Raw genomic sequence first — 15479 nt, forward strand, 5'->3', positions numbered from 1 at the left:
ATGGCTGAAACCATTCAACTTGCCGTCGCGGACGGCATCGCCACCCTGACGCTGGACGTCCCAGGCCGCAGCATGAACGTTGTCACGGACCAGTTTCTGGACGACCTGAACGAGGCGGTTGAGAAGGTTGTCCAGGACGACCAGATCAAAGGCGCCATCATCACCTCCGCCAAAAACGCGTTTGTCGCCGGTGCTGACCTGATGTGGCTAGTCAACGTCTACGACGCCAAGCTGCCGGCCAGCGAGCTGCTCGAGAAGAATCTCAAGTTCACTCGGGCGCTGCGAACGATGGAAACCTGCGGCAAACCTTTTGTCGCAGCGCTGAACGGCACCGCTCTCGGCGGTGGGCTGGAGATTGCGCTGGCGTGTCATCAGCGTATCGCTGCCGACAATCCCAAGGCGGTATTCGGTCTGCCGGAGGTTCAGGTAGGGCTCCTGCCGGGCGCCGGCGGCACCCAGCGGCTGCCGCGCCTGATCGGCGTGCAGCCGGCGCTGGAGCTGATCACTCAAGGTACCCACGTGCCCGCGCCCAAGGCGGTCAAGCTCGGCTTCATCGACCAGGTCGTACCGGCGGACCAGCTGCTGGACGCGGCGGTGGCCTGGATCAACGACAACCCCGAGGCGGTGCAGCCATGGGATCAGAAGGGCTTCAAGGTACCCGGCGGCGCCGGCGCCTTTAACCCCAAGATCGCCCAGGTATTTATGGGCGGCAGCGCGCTCGTGGCCCAAAAGACCAACCATAACTATCCGGCACCAATCGCCATCCTGTCCTGCGTCTACGAAGGCACCATTGTGCCGATCGATACCGGTCTGAAAATTGAGTCGCGGTATTTCACGTCGCTGTTCCAGAACGCGGTTTACCGCAACATGACCCGGACGCTGTTCATCAATAAAGGTGCCGCCGAAAAGGGCGCCCGCCGGCCGAAAGGTGTGCCGCCGGCGCAGTGCAAAAAGATCGGCATGCTCGGCGCCGGCATGATGGGTGCGGGCATCGCGTTTGTCAGCGCCCGCGCCGGTATGGACGTGGTGCTGTTAGACAGCACCATCGAAGCCGCGGAGAAGGGTAAGGACTATTCCCGCGGGCTGCTGGCCAAGAGGCTGGAGCGAGGTCGCACGACCCAGGAGAAGCTGGACCAGCTGCTGGCCCGCATCCATCCGACCACCGAATATGCGGACCTTGAAGGCTGCGATCTGGTGATCGAAGCGGTCTTCGAAGACCGGGATATCAAGGCGGACGTGACCGCAAAGGCGGAAGCGGTGCTGGCGGCAGATAAGGTATTCGCCTCCAATACCTCCACGCTGCCCATCAGTGGTCTGGCCGAGTCTTCGAGTCGACCGAAGAACTTCATCGGGCTGCACTTCTTCTCGCCCGTGGACAAGATGCCGCTGGTGGAGATCATCATGGGCAAAGAGACTTCGGACGAAGCGCTGGCCCATTCTCTCGACTACGTACGGCAGATCCGCAAAACACCGATTGTGGTGAACGACAGTCGCGGCTTTTACACCTCACGCGTGTTTGGCACTTACGTAAACGAGGGTATGGCGCTTCTGAAGGATGGCGTCGCGCCCGCGCTGATCGAAAACGCCGGCAAGCTTGCCGGGATGCCGGTGGGTCCACTGGCCGTGCACGATGAGGTCACGCTCGACCTGAGCGTTAAGGTGTTCAAGCAGACCCAGGAAGACCTGGGAGACGCTTACGACGCGCCCTCCGCGATGGACGTGACCTTCAAGATGGTGGACGACCTCGGCCGCTCGGGTAAGCGGTTCGGCAAAGGGTTCTACGACTATCCCGAAGGGGCCAAGAAACATCTGTGGCCCGGGCTTGCTGAGCACTTCCCCGAGGCTGAGGCTCAGCCGAGCGTCGAGGACGTTAAGGAGCGCCTTCTTTACATCCAGGCGATCGAGACGGTTCGCTGCATGCAGGAAGGTGTGATTACCACCGCTGCAGACGCCGACATCGGGTCGATCTTCGGCTGGGGATTCCCGCCCTGGACGGGCGGAACGCTGTCCTATATCGATACCATTGGACTGGATCAGTTTATCGCGACGGCCACCGCGCTCGCGGAGCGACACGGCCCGCGGTTTGCGGTACCGGAGCTCCTGAACAAAATGGCTGTTGCGGGTGAACAATTCTATCCGCCGGTTGCTGACGCCAGTCAGCGCGATGCCGCCTGAGGTGACGACATGAACGAACTCGAAACCGTTCTCTATGATGTGGAAGGTCCGGTGGCGACCGTCACTATGAATCGTCCGAAATCGATGAACGCCTTTAATCAGCAGCTGCGCAGCGACATGGCGGCGGCCCTGGAGGCGGCCGACCGCGATGCGGCGGTGCGGGTGGTTGTGCTGACCGGTGCCGGCAGGGCGTTCAACCCGGGCGCTGATCTCAAAGAAGGCATCAGCGAATCGGTTGAGCTTCAGCTCACTTATCAGTACCGGCCGGTGCTAGACGCGATCAGCAATCTCCGCAAGCCGGTGATCGCTGCCGTCAACGGCTTTGCCGCTGGCATAGGTTTGTCGGTTTCGCTGGCCTGCGATCTTGTGGTGATGGCGGATAACGCCTTTCTGCTGTCGCCGTTCACGACCATCTCTTTAGTGCCCGACGGTGGCGCTACCTGGCTGCTGGTCAGGCAGCTGGGCTACAAGCGGGCCTTTGAGATGTCGGTCGAAGGGCAGCGTCTGAGCGCCGAGGATGCTCTCGCAGCCGGTCTGATCAATCGCGTCGCGCCGGCTGAAGAAGTGTTGAGCAACGCCCAGGCCTGGGCTGCGGAACTGTCGCAGAGGGCGCCGCTGTCGCTGACCGCCACCAAGCGGGCCATGCGCCTGTCGATGCACGCCAGCTATGATGATGTCTATAGACTTGAGGCCCTGCTGCAGGGCCACTGTGCCGCCAGTGAGGATGCCGCCGAAGGCGTGCAGGCGTTCCTCGACAAGCGGCCCCCGCAATTCCAAGGAAAGTAGCTATGCCGACCCAAGGTCGAACGATATTTGAAGAAGAGCACGAGATGTTCCGCGACGCCACGCGCCGCTTTCTGCAGGCGGAGGTGGAACCGCACCGCGACCGCTGGGCGGAGCAGGGGGCCGTCGACCCGGAGATTTATCATAAGGCCGGCGAACAGGGCCTGCTGTGTATGTGGGTTGATGAGCAGTACGGGGGCCCTGGGATCCAAGATTTCCGGTACGACCAGATCTTCGACGAGGAGAACTGCCGCTACGGCGACACCGGGCTGTTTATCTCCTTGCACAACCGAATTGTCGCCCCCTATCTCGGAGAGCTCGGCAGCGAGGAGCAGAAAACCCGGTATCTGCCTGGCTGCGTGAGCGGTGAGACCATCCTCGGCATCGCCATGACGGAGCCTGGCGCCGGCAGCGACGTGGCGGGCATGAAGACCCGCGCTGAGGACAAAGGTGATCACTACCTGCTCAACGGTTCCAAGACCTACATCTCCAACGGCATTATCGGCAACCTGTTTATGGTGGCCGCGAAAACCGGCGCGCCGGATAGTCGCCAGCTGGGCCTGTTCCTGGTTGAGGGCGACACGCCCGGCTTCAAGCGAGGCCGCAATCTGGCGAAGATGGGACTGAAAAGCCAGGACACGGCGGAGCTTTTCTTCGATAACGTGGAAGTGCCGAAGACCAACGTGCTCGGTGACCCCACCCGGGGCTTCTACAACCTGATGAAGTTCCTGGCGGAAGAGCGCCTGATGAACGCCGTCGGCAACCTGGCGATGGCCGACGCGGCACTCGATCTGACGTTAGACTTTGCGCGGGAGCGCAAGGTTTTTGGCCAGACCGTGGCAGATTTTCAGGTCAACCGGTTTAAGTTCGCCGACATGCGCACCGGAATCGACGTGGCGCAGATGTTTGTCGACCACTGCGTGATGGCGCACAATCGAGGTGAGCTTACGCCGGAGACGGCGGCCCAGGCGAAGCTGTTTACCAGCGAGCTGCTGGGACGCACCGTCGATGAGTGCGTCCAGCTGCACGGCGGGGCCGGTTTTATGGACGAATACCGGATTTCCCGTCTCTATCGCGATGCCAGGATCGCCCGCATCTACGCCGGATCTTCCGAGGTCATGCGGGAAATTGTGGCCCGATCCATGGGTCTGGATCCGCGCAAAAAAGCGGCCTGACGGCCCGCTCTACTAGGAGATTTCATGAAAGCTGTATGGAACGATACCGTCCTCGCCGAATCGCCCGACACCGTGGTGGTTGAGGGCAACCACTACTTTCCACCCGAGTCGCTCAACATGGATTATTTTGAGGATTCCGTAACCACCAGCGTTTGCCCCTGGAAAGGCACCGCCAGCTACTACTCGGTTAAGGTCGAGGGTCAATCGAATCCGGACGCGGCCTGGTACTACCCCGAAACCAAGTCAGCGGCCGACAACATCCGCGGCCGGGTAGCCTTCTGGAAAGGGGTTCAGGTCTCCGACAGTTGACCTTCCGTTGACCCGGCGGCGCAGATAATTCCGGCTTTCGTAAGTTACGCCGCCGGTATCCATGTTTCTGAAGCGCCTGCTAAAGTTTCTTCACACCGCCAGCGCGGTCGGCCTGGCCGGCGGCCTGGCGGCTTACATGATTATCCTGGCCTACGGGCCGACACCCGAATCGCTGCCTGAGTACACGGCGCTGCGCCAGGCGCTCGCCGTGGTTTCCAAGTGGCTGCTGATGCCGTCGATGGTGGGGGTCCTGGTGACGGGCCTGCTGGCCATGGCGGCGCACTATCCCTATATGGAAGCCCCCTGGGTTTGGGCAAAAGCGGTGTCGGGCATCCTGGTGTTTGAGGCGACGCTCGGCAGTATCGACGCGCCGGCGCAGCGGGCTGCTGCAACCACGGCGAAGGCGATGGCCGGAGAGATTGACGCCGCTGAGGTAGCCGCGCTGATGCACAACGAGTGGGGTGCCTGGTGGATGGTGCTGGCGCTGTCAGCGGCAAACGTCGCCCTGGCGATCTGGCGCCCGCGGTTCGGCGTTTCGCGGGGCAAAAGGCTCAGCGCGAAAGGCTAAAGGCTAGTGGGCCGGTTTCGTCGCGTTAGCAGCGACGAGGGTCGGCGCTCCTGCGCCGTCTTGAACAGGCTGAAGGTCTTCTTAACGTAGTTGGTCACGCTGTCGATGCCGTCGACATATTCTTTCAGCTCGGGTGTCCACTGAGCTTCGACCACCCGCGAACTCATGGCGGGGTCACTCCCTTCCAGACGAATGTAGAACCACGGCTCACCGCGCTTTAGCGTCAGCGGCTGATCGATGTCGTGCCACTCAAAGGCCCACATGAGGCGCCGTGGCCAGACGTCGAGCTGAAACCGCCCGCTGATGACGAGGCCCGGCCAGCGCGAGCCCTTGTAGTCGTGAATTGGCCCCGACTCCTCTAAGAAGCAGTAGTCGTCGGCCACGAAACGATAGGGCGTGACAATCTGAAAGATCGGCCGTTTGGGATGACGCCACTGGTCCGGCGGCATCGGCACAATCATCTCGTCCAGAAACTTGAGATCAATCGGGCTGTCGTGGCCCAAATCGTTGTTGAAAGACAGCGTTCCGTCCGGCCGCGCTACTGCGGAAAACTTAGCGTCGATGGGGCAGCGAAGCTGATAGAGCTTGGCCTCATGCTGCAGTACGGCGGGACAGGCGGTGACCGCTTTGGCCGACGGATCTTCCAGCGTCGGCAGGTCCAGGGCCTCGGGCGAAAACCAGATCGTAGACGCTTTTACCGGGTCCATCAGCCAGCCGACGGTAAGGATGCGGGAGGATTGGTCGCTCATGGGTGCGGTATAGGCCAAAAGTCAGCGCACACTATAAACGTTTTCTCCGCCTGCGCCGTCTGATTTACCATGAGGGCCGTGGCGGAGCGGGACAACAGCCTGGAAGGCCTCGCCCCAAACCATGAGTCAGGCCAGGAGTCAGACCAGGTGTCAGGCCAACAGTCAGGTCCGTCTACGGCCCAAAAGCCCGACGACAAGCCCGACAAGAAGCTGGCTGTAGAAACGGGTGAGGGGCTGGAGGGAGAGTCGGAACAGCAGGCGGACGATGCCGAGCTGGTGGATGCCGCTCGCGCGGGTGATCAGCGGGCCTTCGAGCGTCTCTACCGCCGACACCAGGGGCGGACTATGGCGCTCTGCTGGCGGATGTGCGGCGGTAACGACACGCTGGCCGCTGAGCTGGTTCAAGACGCGTTTGTCAGGGCGTGGCAGAAGCTCCACCTGTTTCGTGGTGAGGCGAAATTCACCACCTGGCTGCATCGCCTGACGGTGAACGTGGTTCTGAGCGACCGGCGAATTCGTATGCGCCAGGTGGCTCGGGAGCAGCCGCTGGAGTCCGCGCCGGAGGCTGGCATGACGCCCTCTCTCGGGCTGGATGCCGATCTTGAGGCAGCGATTGCGAAGCTGCCGGAACGAGCGCGGACGGTGCTGGTCTTACACGATGTGGAAGGCATGAAACATACGGAAATCGCAGAGCTGGCTGATATGGCGGTGGGCACCTCAAAAGCCCAGCTGCACCGGGCCCGGCGACTGCTGAGAGAGTGGTTAAATGAGTAGCAAAGATCCAACCAACGGTCCGTCCATCGGGACGGAGCAGGACGACGAGCAGCACGCTGAAGCGGCCCTGCTCCGGCGCCTGGCCGCGCTGCCCAGGGAGCGTGAAATAGGCGCCGACCTTTGGCCGGCCATCGCGCAACGCCTTGAGCCGGTTGCGACGCCGCCAGCGGCAGCGCCGGTCAGCGAGCGTCGCTGGTCGTTGCGCTCCGCCGTCGCCGCCATGGCGGTGGCTGGGCTGGCCTCGATGCTGCTGAATCTGAGCGGCGAGAGCCCGCAGCCGGCCGTCGGCGGCAATCTGCCGATGCTCTCAGCCAGTGCGGAGATCGAATATTCGGGGGCGCTGCAGGATCTGCTGCCGCTGACCGTCAGCGCCGGCGCGCCGACGCCGGGGACTCCGTTGGCCGATTTTGAGCAGTCACTGGCGATCGTGCGCGACGCCGCGGTTGCCGTTCGGGTGGCGCTGGAGCGCGACCCCCAGTCACGTTATCTGAACAGCATGCTGACCAGCTTGCAGCACCGGGAACTCAACGTGCTGAAAGAAATGGCGCGTCATGCTGACGACACGATTGCAGGGAGTACAACATGAGCCAACAACAAACAACGGCCGGCAGCGCACGGGTGAGCGAGCGCATGAGTCGACCAGGGGGGCTGCGGCGCCTCACTTCTCTGCTGATCCTGGCAGCGCTCGCCGCCGTGGCGGCGAACCGGGCGGCCGCCGAAGACGTCGAGCACAAGATGTCGCTCGACGGTAACGGCATGGTGGTCATTAAGGTCGTTAAAGGAGAAGTGCGCGTCGAGGGCTGGGACCGCGAAGAGCTTCTGGTGCGAGGTGAGGTCGGCGAAGGCAGCGACCGGCTCCTGATGGAAGGCAACAGCCAGCGCCGCGAGATCGAAGTCAAGATCCCCCGCAACTCCCGTGGCGTCGAGGGCTCGGAGCTCGAGTTTTTTGTCCCCGCCGGCGCCAGCGTCGTGGTTGAGACGACGAGTGCCGACATTATTGCTGACGGGCTTGGCGGTGAGCTGGTTGAGCTGCGGGCCGTCAGCGGCGATATCGAGGCTGATGCCGGCGGCGAGCGGCTGTTTGCGCATACGGTCAGCGGCGACGTGGAACTCGAGTCGGAGGCCCGCCGCGTGGACATCAATTCGGTCAGCGGCGATATCGATGCCCGCCTCACCGGCGAGGAGGTTGATGCCAATACGGTCTCCGGTGAGCTGCTGTTGATCGCCCGGAGCCTCGACCGAGGACATTTCGAGAGCGTCTCGGGTGACATGGAGCTGGATGTGGCGCTCGCGGGCACCGGCGTTATCTCGGTGGCCAGCCTGAGTGGTGATGTTGATCTGATTTTGCCCGGAGACCTGTCAGCCACCTGCGAGGCAGAGAGCTTCAGCGGCTCTATCAAGAGCACCCGGGGGCAGGTGGAAAAGGCCAAATATGGGCCACACAAAACGCTGCGCTTTGTCTCCGGCGACGGATCGGGCCGAGTGCAAGTCGAAAGCTTCAGCGGCGACGTGCGGATCCGGGAACGGTAAACCGCTCCGCCACACGGCCCGTTTCCTGGCCGGCAGCGTCATAGCTGACCTCCGTCACACGGGTTTCGTCCGGCACGAGACTCACCACGGTGCTGCAGCGCGTCCCGTATTCCGGTGAACAGATAAACATTGGCGCCAGGCGCTCCTCGAGCGCCCGGCCGACGCCGGTTTCTGGCAGCTCCCCGTCTGGCACCTCCCGTGCCGCGAGCGCCGCAATCAACTTTTCGGTTTCCGTTGTGTGCTCCAGCACGTTGCTGATCGCCCGAACCTTAGGCCAGGGCGTATCCAGCGAGGCGTTGCTCAAGGCGTGCACGCCGCCAACGACGGAGCTCGCCAGTCCGCTCTTTGGCTGATTGCTCGACCACCAGAGCGCTTCCCCGTCCCAGACCAGCAGGTTGAACGGCCCGTAGTCCGCCCCCGCCTGCGTCATGGACCGACTGAAGGCCTCGGCACTGGTGTCGGAGGTGAGGAACGATACCGGCAGCTCGCCGCGGGACCGGCTGCCCCGGGCGGCGCCGGGGATCCTCACGTTGGTCACCGCCGCGAATCGTCCCGATCGAGAAACCCCCAGCCATGTGCCGCCGGCGCTGAGGTCTCGCCCCGCGTAAATCTCCGGCTGGCTGTCCCACCAGTGCGCCGGCTGTGCGGCGCGCTGATGAAACTCATCTCGATTGGCGGCGATCAAGACGCGCGGCTCGCCGGCTGCGGAACGGTGCAGCGAAATCCCGATCAAACACATGTCTCAACCGGTATCATAGGGATCATGATGAACTCCATTTTGCTGGCCGCAACGCTGCTGGCAGCCGACCCGTTGTTCGAGGACCGAAGCCAGGCTACCGGCCTGAACTTCACCCATTTTAACGGCATGATCGGTGAACACTTCTTTCCCGAGATGATGGGCGCCGGTGTCGGCCTGCTCGACTATGACCGGGATGGTGACCTCGACCTCTATCTGGTTCAGGGCAGCCTGTTGAGCGAGTCACACAAGCTCAGTCAGGCGCTGATCCAGCCGGTCAGCCCCCTGACGGATCGCCTTTTTCGCAACGACAGCGATAGCGGGCGGCTGCGTTTCATGGACGTGACGGAGCAAAGCGGAATTACTGCGCCCGGTTACGGCATGGGCGTGAGCGTCGGGGACGTGAACAACGACGGCTGGCCAGACCTTTATATCAGCAACTTCGGCCAAAACCAGCTGTGGGTAAACCAGCGCAACGGCACTTTCCAGGAGGTTAGCGAAACGGCGGGCGCCGGTGATGATCGCTGGTCGATTACCGCGGTGTTTTTTGACTACGACCAGGACGGTTGGCAGGACCTCTACGTGGTGAACTACGTAGACTACAAGCTGGCGAGCGCCAAGACCTGCCTGTCGTACAACGATGCGCCGGACTATTGCTCGCCCCAGTCGTACCGCCCCACGGCGGATCGGCTCCTGCATAACGAAGGCGGCGGGCGCTTTCAGGAGGCCACCAGCCGCGCGGGCCTGGGCCGCGCCGAAGGGCCGGGCCTCGGTGCGGTTACCGGTGATTTCAATGCCGACGGCCGGCCTGATCTTTATGTCGCCAACGACGGTGCTTCGAATTTTCTCTGGATGAACCAGGGCGGCGGGCGCTTTAGCGATGAGGCGCTGCTGGCGGGTGTGGCGGTCAATATGTCGGGAATGCCGGAGGCGAGCATGGGCGTGGACGCCAACGACTTCGACGGTGACGGAGACCTTGATCTATTTATGACCCATCTGGATCGACAAACCAACACGCTTTACGTCAACGATGGCGAAGGGTGGTTTATGGATCAGACCCTCGGCAGCGTGCTGGGCGCCAGCAGCTTTGCCTTTACGGGCTTTGGCACCGGCTGGTTCGACCTCGACAATGACGGCTGGCTGGACCTGATCAGCGCCAACGGCGCTGTCGTGAAAATCGCCGAGCAGGTCGCGGCCGGCGAGACGCTGCCGCTGCTTCAGCGCAATCAGCTTTGGCGAAACCTGGGGGATGGGAGCTACGAGGACATCAGCGCCAAGGCTGGCCAGGCGTTTGAGCGGAAGCGCGTCAGCCGAGGCGCAGCGTTTGGCGATCTGGACAACGACGGCGATCTGGACGTGCTGATCACGAACAATGCTGGTCCCGTTGAGCTGCTGGTCAACACCGCCGCGGCGGGCAATGGCTGGCTGGGCCTTGCCGTGACCGACAGCCAGGGCGGGCCGGCGATCGGCGTGCAGGCGACCCTGCGCCTGGGCGACCGTCAGCTCGTTCGTCGCTCTCGCACCGACGGCAGCTACCTGTCGGCCCATGACCCCAGGATCCTGTTTGGTCTCGGGGAGCTGGCCAGCGACGCAGGCACGTTAGAGGTCGAGCTGCGCTGGCCCGACGGCGAAGTCACTCGCCACGCTGGGCTTGAGCCCGGTCGCTACCACGTGATCGTCCAGCCGACCGGATGACCTGGGCCGTGCTGGTGCGGGGGATACCACACTCGCTGCTGCTCATGGTGATGCTGGTGCCGGTGGCAGGGGCGCAGCAGCCGGCGGATCCGTTGGTCGAGCTGATCGCCCAGCAGGCCGCCGCGCCGCGCGATCCCGGTGCCGCAGGCCGACTCGGTATGTACTACCACGCGCATGAGCAGTACGCCGAGGCGTTGCCTTGGTACGAGCACGCTCATGCGTTGGCCCCCAAGCGCTGGCGCTGGCCATACCTTGCCGGACTCTCGCTCATGGAGGCAGCTCGCCCCGAGGACGCGTTGGCGCTGCTGGCGGATGCTTTAGCGCTAGCGCCCGAGCAGGAGGCGGTTGCCGTTCTCAACGCTCAGGTGCTGCTCAGTCTGGGGCTGCTGGAGGCGGCGGACGAGATGCTGGCCCAAGCGATGGTGCAGCACAACAATTCGGCCGCGCTGCTCGCCGAGGAGGGGCTGCTGCGGCTGGCGCAGGGGCGCTATGGTGATTCAGCGAGCCTGCTGCGCCGCGCGCTCGCGCTGCAGCCGGACGCCAGCCGTCTGCGGCATCCGCTGGCCAGCGCGCTTCGCGGGAGTGGCGATCGTGAGGGCGCGCGCGAAGCGCTGGCCGCCGCTGGCAAACAGTCCCCGCGGTTTGACGACCCCGCGGGGGACGAGATGCGAAGCCTGTCCCAGAGCTACGCGTTTTATATGAGTCAGGGGCTGCTGGCCGCAGCCAACGGCGACCTGCCCGCCGCTCGTGAGCTGCTCGAACGGGCGCTCGCCGCCAGCCCGGACAACCCGACGGTGGGGGTGAATTATGCGCGGGTGCTCGAAAGCGGCGGCGATGTGGCGGGTGCCCGGGCAGCGCTCCAGCGTGTGCTTCAGGCAAATCCCGGCCATGCGCCAGCCTGGCGAAATCTCGGGGTGCTGGCGGAGCTGCAGGCGCAGGACGCCCAGGCGCTCGAGAGCTACCGGAAGGCGGTCGGGCTGGACCCTGAAGACTTTCGTTCGCGTTTGCTGGCGGGATCCGCGGCGCTGCGGCTCCGGCAGATGTCCCAGGCGGCGGAGCAGTTCGCCGCGGCATCCCGGCTGAAGCCCGAGCGCGACGAGCTGCTGATGAGCCAGGCGGTCGCCCAGTGGGCGGTCAGTTGTCCGAACGCCATCGATACCGCCCTGCAGCTGGTGCAGCGTCGGCCGGAAGATCCCGCGGCGCTGCTGCTTTACATCCGGCTGACCAGCACCTGCGCCGAGGCGCCACCGCACGCCCGCGCCAACGCCCTCAACGCTGCCCGGAATCTGAGCCAGCTCTACCCGGGGCCGGTGCTCAGGATCAGCCTGGCGATGGCGGAAGCCGCCAGCGGCGCCTTCGAGCAGGCCGCCGTACTCCATGAGTCGGCCGCCCAGGACCTTGCCCCGGAGCTGACCGCTGACCAGCAAAAGTCCCTGGCTGCACTGCTCGATCGCTATCGGGCGGGGCAGGGCTCTGACCAGCCGTTTTTGCTGAATGAACAGGTCCTCAATCCGCCTCGATTGACCCCCGCTGACCGCCGCTGATCAAGAATTACCGCAATAGCTGCAACATCCCGGTGCACAGGGCAACAAACTTCGGTTTGATTATTGAGCTGCGCCAACAGCCCAAAAGTCACGGTTTAACAACGTTTTAACATGGAAAAACCGCATTGCTCTGCGGTTTTCCCCCTATTTTGGTCTACGAAAAGCAGGGTTTTACTCTGTTGCGCTAAGTGCTACCATCGGCCATCGCCGACACAGGCGACTATGACCTATGTCCTAGGTGCATACCTGGGACGTAGCCCCGAAAAACTGTTTTCGAGTGCCAATCGAAAAGCTGGGAGAGTCTCAACCTATGAGTAACAGACGCAATCCTTTATCCAGTGCCGTGCGTTATGCCCTGATGGGCAGCGTGGCCACCGGGATGGCTGTCGGACTGACCGGAACTGCGCTTGCGCAGGACCAGGATCAGGACGAGGATGCAGCAGTCCTTGATCGCGTAGAAATTACCGGTTCGCGAATTAAGCGCGCCGACATTGAAAGCGCATCCCCGGTCTTCGTCATTCAGCGTGAAGAAATCGAGCGTTCCGGACTGACCTCCATCGGTGACCTGCTTCAGGACCTGCCGATTGCCGGCGCCGCTTTGAACACGCAGTTCAACAACGGCGGTAACGGTGAAACCCGTCTCGACCTGCGGAACCTCGGTTCCAACCGACTGCTGGTTCTGTTGAACGGTCGTCGCTTCGTCTCCAACCTGGGCGGTATTGTTGACCTCAACAACTTCCCGGTTGCCGTTGTTAAGCGAATCGAAGTTCTGAAAGACGGCGCATCAGCCATCTATGGTTCTGACGCTATCTCCGGCGTGGTGAACATCATCACCCGCGACGACTTCGAAGGCCTGCAGGCAAACGCCTACATCGGTCAGTACGAGTCAGAGAACGACGGCGAGATCCAGGCCTACGACTTCTCTGTCGGTACCACCTCGGACCGTGGTTCTATCTTCTTCAACGCGTCTTACGTGAAAGCTGGCGCTGTCTTTGCCGGCGACCGGACCATCTCCGCTGAGCCGCAGTTTGGCACCGGCAACGCGTTTGGTTCTTCCGGTACCCCGCAGGGTCGTATCGGTGCTGGCGTGCTGGGCGGCTTTGGCCTGGTGACCGATCCGGGCACCAACGTCACCGGCCCGGGTGGCCTCGGCGCGGCGGCCTTCCGCCCCGGCGATTTCTCCTTTGGTTCTCCGGGTTCTGGTGCAGACCGCTTCAACTTTGCGCCGCAGAACTACCTGCTGACCCCGCAAACGCGGACCAACGTCTATACCCAAGGTACCTACGACGTCACCGACGACATTCGGATGCGCGTAGAGGCGACCTTCAACCGTCGTCAGTCTGACCAGCTGCTGGCGCCGACGCCCCTGTTCCTGGGTCTGTTCGGCAACAACCTGGCGGCCAACGTGGGTGTTGCTGCTGACAACGCGTTCAACGTGTTCGGCGTCGAACTGCCGGCTTCCAGCTTCCTGCTGGGACGTCGTCTGATCGAGGCAGGTCCACGGCGTTTCTTCCAGGACAACGACAGCTTCCGCTTCGGATTCGGTCTGGAAGGCAGCTTCGAAGCTTTCGATCGTTACTTCGACTGGGACGTCAACTACGTTTATGGCGATATCGACCAATCGGACATCAACCAGGGTCGGGTCAACGTCCAGCGCGTGCAGACTGCTCTGTCGGGTGCACCGTGCCGTAACGACGTCAACGGCGACGGCTGTGTGGAGCTCAACATCTTCGGCGGCCAGGGCCCCGACGGTCTGGGCACCATTACGCCGGCGATGCTGAACTACATTCTCTATACCGAGAACGAGTCAGCCGGTAACCAGCTGCTCGACTACACCGCGAACCTGACCGGTGAGCTGTTCGAGATGCCGGCTGGCCCGCTGGGCTTCGCTGTCGGTTACGAGCACCGGGAAGAGGAAGGTTTCGACTCTCCGGACGCCCTGGTCTCTGCCGGTATTACCTCTGGTAACGCCCGTCAGCCGACCTCCGGCAGCTTCAGCGTCGACGAGTTCTACCTGGAACTGGCGATCCCGCTGCTGTCTGGCGTCACCGGCGCTGAGCGTCTGGACCTGTCGCTGGCCACCCGCTGGTCTGACTACGACACCTTCGGCGACACGATCAACTCCAAGATTGGTATTGAGTGGCAGCCCATCGACGACCTGCTGTTGCGGGCTACCTTCTCTGAAGGTTTCCGTGCGCCGCAGATCAGTGAGCTGTTTGCCGGTCAAGGCGACTCGTTCCCGACCATCAGTGACCCGTGTAACTCGGTTGATACCGACGGTGACGGCGTCTTCGATACCGTTCCGGCGCTGCCGGGCTGTGCTGGCGTACCCAACGGGTACATCCAGGCTAACCCGCAGATTCGGATCACCACCGGTTCAAACCCGAATCTGGATCCGGAGACCTCCGAGTCCACGACGTTCGGCTTCGTATACAGCCCGAGCTGGGCCGACGGACTGGACATCACGGTCGACTACTACAAGATCGAGCTGGAAAACACGATCTCGACCACGGGTGCGGTGACGATTCTCCAGACCTGTGCCAACACCGGGACGATCCTGTGTGATCTCATCCAGAGAAACCCGCAGGGCATCGTGACCGACCTTCTGAACGCCAACACCAACCTTGGCGGTACCGAGGTCGAAGGTGTGGACTTCCTGGTCAGCTATGCGTTTCCTGAGACCGACTGGGGTTTCTTCCGGGTGGTCATGGATGCGGCTTATCAGGGCACCAACGAAAACACGGTGCTGGCCAACGACGGTTCTGGTGACTTTGTTAACCAGAACCTCCTGGGCTTCAACATCGGTGACGGTGCGTTCGCTCGCTGGAAGTCAAACATCGATGCGAACTGGAGCTACGGTGACTGGGAAGCCACCTGGGGTATCCAGTACATTCACGGTTCAGAAGAAGCGTGTGATCCTCAAGACTGGGGTGCCTTCGGATTCTGTAACGCTGGCGGCGACGCTGACGGTGACGGATTCCAGGACAACCGGCGTATCGGTGGTACGGCATACCACGACATGCAGGTTTCTTACTTCCTCAGCGAGTATGACACCCGTCTGACCTTCGGCATCAACAACGTTTTCGACAAGAATCCTCCTCTGTCGGTGACGGCGTTTGCCAACAGCTTCAACGTCGCGGACTACCGGACCCCCGGTGTGTTCCCCTACGTGCGGATGACGGTCGACTTCTAGATCGACCCGAAAACGTAAGCACAAGAAAAACCCGCGGTTCGCCGCGGGTTTTTTTTGCCTTAGTTTTGGGGTCAGAGCAAAGGGGATACGTGGGGTTGGCCGCGACCTACGGGTGTCGCTATATCGGGGTCATATATCGGGGTCAGAGCATGTTGGGGTGAGAGTAAAAGGACAGCGGTATTAATCTGTCACAGTAATATGAACCCCGCGCCAGACCCCCGCGCAAGTTAACCCCGCGCCAGCAGAGC

At 62.5% G+C, this 15479-nt stretch carries 13 protein-coding genes; 11 read left to right on the forward strand and 2 right to left on the reverse strand.

The window, feature by feature from the left end:
• From AAF358_25360 to AAF358_25380, 5 genes are all read left to right on the forward strand, one after another.
• On the forward strand, nucleotides 1–2175 hold the full coding sequence (locus AAF358_25360; protein ID MEM7708902.1) for a 3-hydroxyacyl-CoA dehydrogenase NAD-binding domain-containing protein: 2175 nt from the start codon (nucleotides 1–3) through the stop codon (nucleotides 2173–2175).
• Between the two features lie 9 nt (nucleotides 2176–2184).
• Nucleotides 2185–2961 carry an enoyl-CoA hydratase-related protein gene (locus AAF358_25365; GenBank protein ID MEM7708903.1) on the forward strand — a complete coding sequence of 259 codons (777 nt, stop codon included), beginning with the start codon at nucleotides 2185–2187 and terminating at the stop codon, nucleotides 2959–2961.
• A gap of 2 nt (nucleotides 2962–2963) precedes the next feature.
• A complete protein-coding gene (locus AAF358_25370; GenBank protein ID MEM7708904.1) occupies nucleotides 2964–4133 on the forward strand; it encodes an acyl-CoA dehydrogenase family protein in 1170 nt (389 codons plus the stop codon).
• 24 nt (nucleotides 4134–4157) lie between these two features.
• A complete protein-coding gene (locus AAF358_25375; protein ID MEM7708905.1) occupies nucleotides 4158–4442 on the forward strand; it encodes a DUF427 domain-containing protein in 285 nt (94 codons plus the stop codon).
• Between the two features lie 61 nt (nucleotides 4443–4503).
• Complete coding sequence (locus AAF358_25380) at nucleotides 4504–5010, forward strand: hypothetical protein (protein MEM7708906.1); 507 nt, start codon at nucleotides 4504–4506, stop codon at nucleotides 5008–5010.
• On the opposite strand, the gene AAF358_25385 is transcribed toward AAF358_25380, so the two are convergent.
• Nucleotides 5007–5759, reverse strand: a complete 753-nt coding sequence (locus AAF358_25385) for a hypothetical protein (GenBank protein MEM7708907.1) — start codon at nucleotides 5757–5759, stop codon at nucleotides 5007–5009. The genes AAF358_25380 and AAF358_25385 overlap by 4 nt on opposite strands.
• Nucleotides 5760–5828: 69 nt before the next feature.
• On the opposite strand from AAF358_25385, the gene AAF358_25390 reads away from it, so the two are divergent.
• Genes AAF358_25390 through AAF358_25400 form a run of 3 tightly spaced genes read left to right on the forward strand, consistent with a single transcriptional unit; the run spans nucleotide 5829 to nucleotide 8063 of the window.
• Entirely contained in the window at nucleotides 5829–6533 is a 705-nt protein-coding gene (locus AAF358_25390; protein MEM7708908.1) for a sigma-70 family RNA polymerase sigma factor, read from the forward strand.
• A complete protein-coding gene (locus AAF358_25395; GenBank protein MEM7708909.1) occupies nucleotides 6526–7119 on the forward strand; it encodes a hypothetical protein in 594 nt (197 codons plus the stop codon). The genes AAF358_25390 and AAF358_25395 overlap by 8 nt, the downstream gene beginning before the upstream one ends.
• Nucleotides 7116–8063, forward strand: a complete 948-nt coding sequence (locus AAF358_25400) for a DUF4097 family beta strand repeat-containing protein (protein ID MEM7708910.1) — start codon at nucleotides 7116–7118, stop codon at nucleotides 8061–8063. The genes AAF358_25395 and AAF358_25400 overlap by 4 nt, the downstream gene beginning before the upstream one ends.
• On the opposite strand, the gene AAF358_25405 is transcribed toward AAF358_25400, so the two are convergent.
• Nucleotides 8032–8796 carry an NRDE family protein gene (locus tag AAF358_25405; protein ID MEM7708911.1) on the reverse strand — a complete coding sequence of 255 codons (765 nt, stop codon included), beginning with the start codon at nucleotides 8794–8796 and terminating at the stop codon, nucleotides 8032–8034. The genes AAF358_25400 and AAF358_25405 overlap by 32 nt on opposite strands.
• Nucleotides 8797–8826: 30 nt before the next feature.
• Here AAF358_25405 and AAF358_25410 point away from each other — a divergent pair, with 30 nt between their 5' ends.
• The 3 genes from AAF358_25410 (at nucleotide 8827) to AAF358_25420 (ending at nucleotide 15231) form a co-directional block, all read left to right on the forward strand.
• Entirely contained in the window at nucleotides 8827–10494 is a 1668-nt protein-coding gene (locus tag AAF358_25410) for a CRTAC1 family protein (GenBank protein ID MEM7708912.1), read from the forward strand.
• A complete protein-coding gene (locus AAF358_25415; GenBank protein ID MEM7708913.1) occupies nucleotides 10491–12038 on the forward strand; it encodes a tetratricopeptide repeat protein in 1548 nt (515 codons plus the stop codon). The genes AAF358_25410 and AAF358_25415 overlap by 4 nt, the downstream gene beginning before the upstream one ends.
• Before the next feature lie 310 nt (nucleotides 12039–12348).
• Nucleotides 12349–15231, forward strand: a complete 2883-nt coding sequence (locus tag AAF358_25420; GenBank protein MEM7708914.1) for a TonB-dependent receptor — start codon at nucleotides 12349–12351, stop codon at nucleotides 15229–15231.
• Nucleotides 15232–15479: the final 248 nt, after the last annotated feature.

The organism is Pseudomonadota bacterium, from assembly GCA_039033415.1.
In the GTDB taxonomy this organism is placed as follows: domain Bacteria; phylum Pseudomonadota; class Gammaproteobacteria; order Xanthomonadales; family SZUA-38; genus JANQOZ01.

Bases quoted from the DNA above. Each gene is read 5' to 3' on its own strand.
- AAF358_25375 (MEM7708905.1), top strand. From the start codon at position 4,158: ATGAAAGCTGTATGGAACGATACCGTCCTCGCCGAATCGCCCGACACC.
- AAF358_25365 (MEM7708903.1), top strand. From the start codon at position 2,185: ATGAACGAACTCGAAACCGTTCTCTATGATGTGGAAGGTCCGGTGGCG.
- AAF358_25370 (MEM7708904.1), top strand. From the start codon at position 2,964: ATGCCGACCCAAGGTCGAACGATATTTGAAGAAGAGCACGAGATGTTC.
- AAF358_25390 (MEM7708908.1), top strand. From the start codon at position 5,829: ATGAGGGCCGTGGCGGAGCGGGACAACAGCCTGGAAGGCCTCGCCCCA.
- AAF358_25395 (MEM7708909.1), top strand. From the start codon at position 6,526: ATGAGTAGCAAAGATCCAACCAACGGTCCGTCCATCGGGACGGAGCAG.
- AAF358_25360 (MEM7708902.1), top strand. From the start codon at position 1: ATGGCTGAAACCATTCAACTTGCCGTCGCGGACGGCATCGCCACCCTG.
- AAF358_25400 (MEM7708910.1), top strand. From the start codon at position 7,116: ATGAGCCAACAACAAACAACGGCCGGCAGCGCACGGGTGAGCGAGCGC.
- AAF358_25415 (MEM7708913.1), top strand. From the start codon at position 10,491: ATGACCTGGGCCGTGCTGGTGCGGGGGATACCACACTCGCTGCTGCTC.
- AAF358_25410 (MEM7708912.1), top strand. From the start codon at position 8,827: ATGATGAACTCCATTTTGCTGGCCGCAACGCTGCTGGCAGCCGACCCG.
- AAF358_25385 (MEM7708907.1), bottom strand. From the start codon at position 5,759: ATGAGCGACCAATCCTCCCGCATCCTTACCGTCGGCTGGCTGATGGAC.
- AAF358_25420 (MEM7708914.1), top strand. From the start codon at position 12,349: ATGAGTAACAGACGCAATCCTTTATCCAGTGCCGTGCGTTATGCCCTG.
- AAF358_25380 (MEM7708906.1), top strand. From the start codon at position 4,504: ATGTTTCTGAAGCGCCTGCTAAAGTTTCTTCACACCGCCAGCGCGGTC.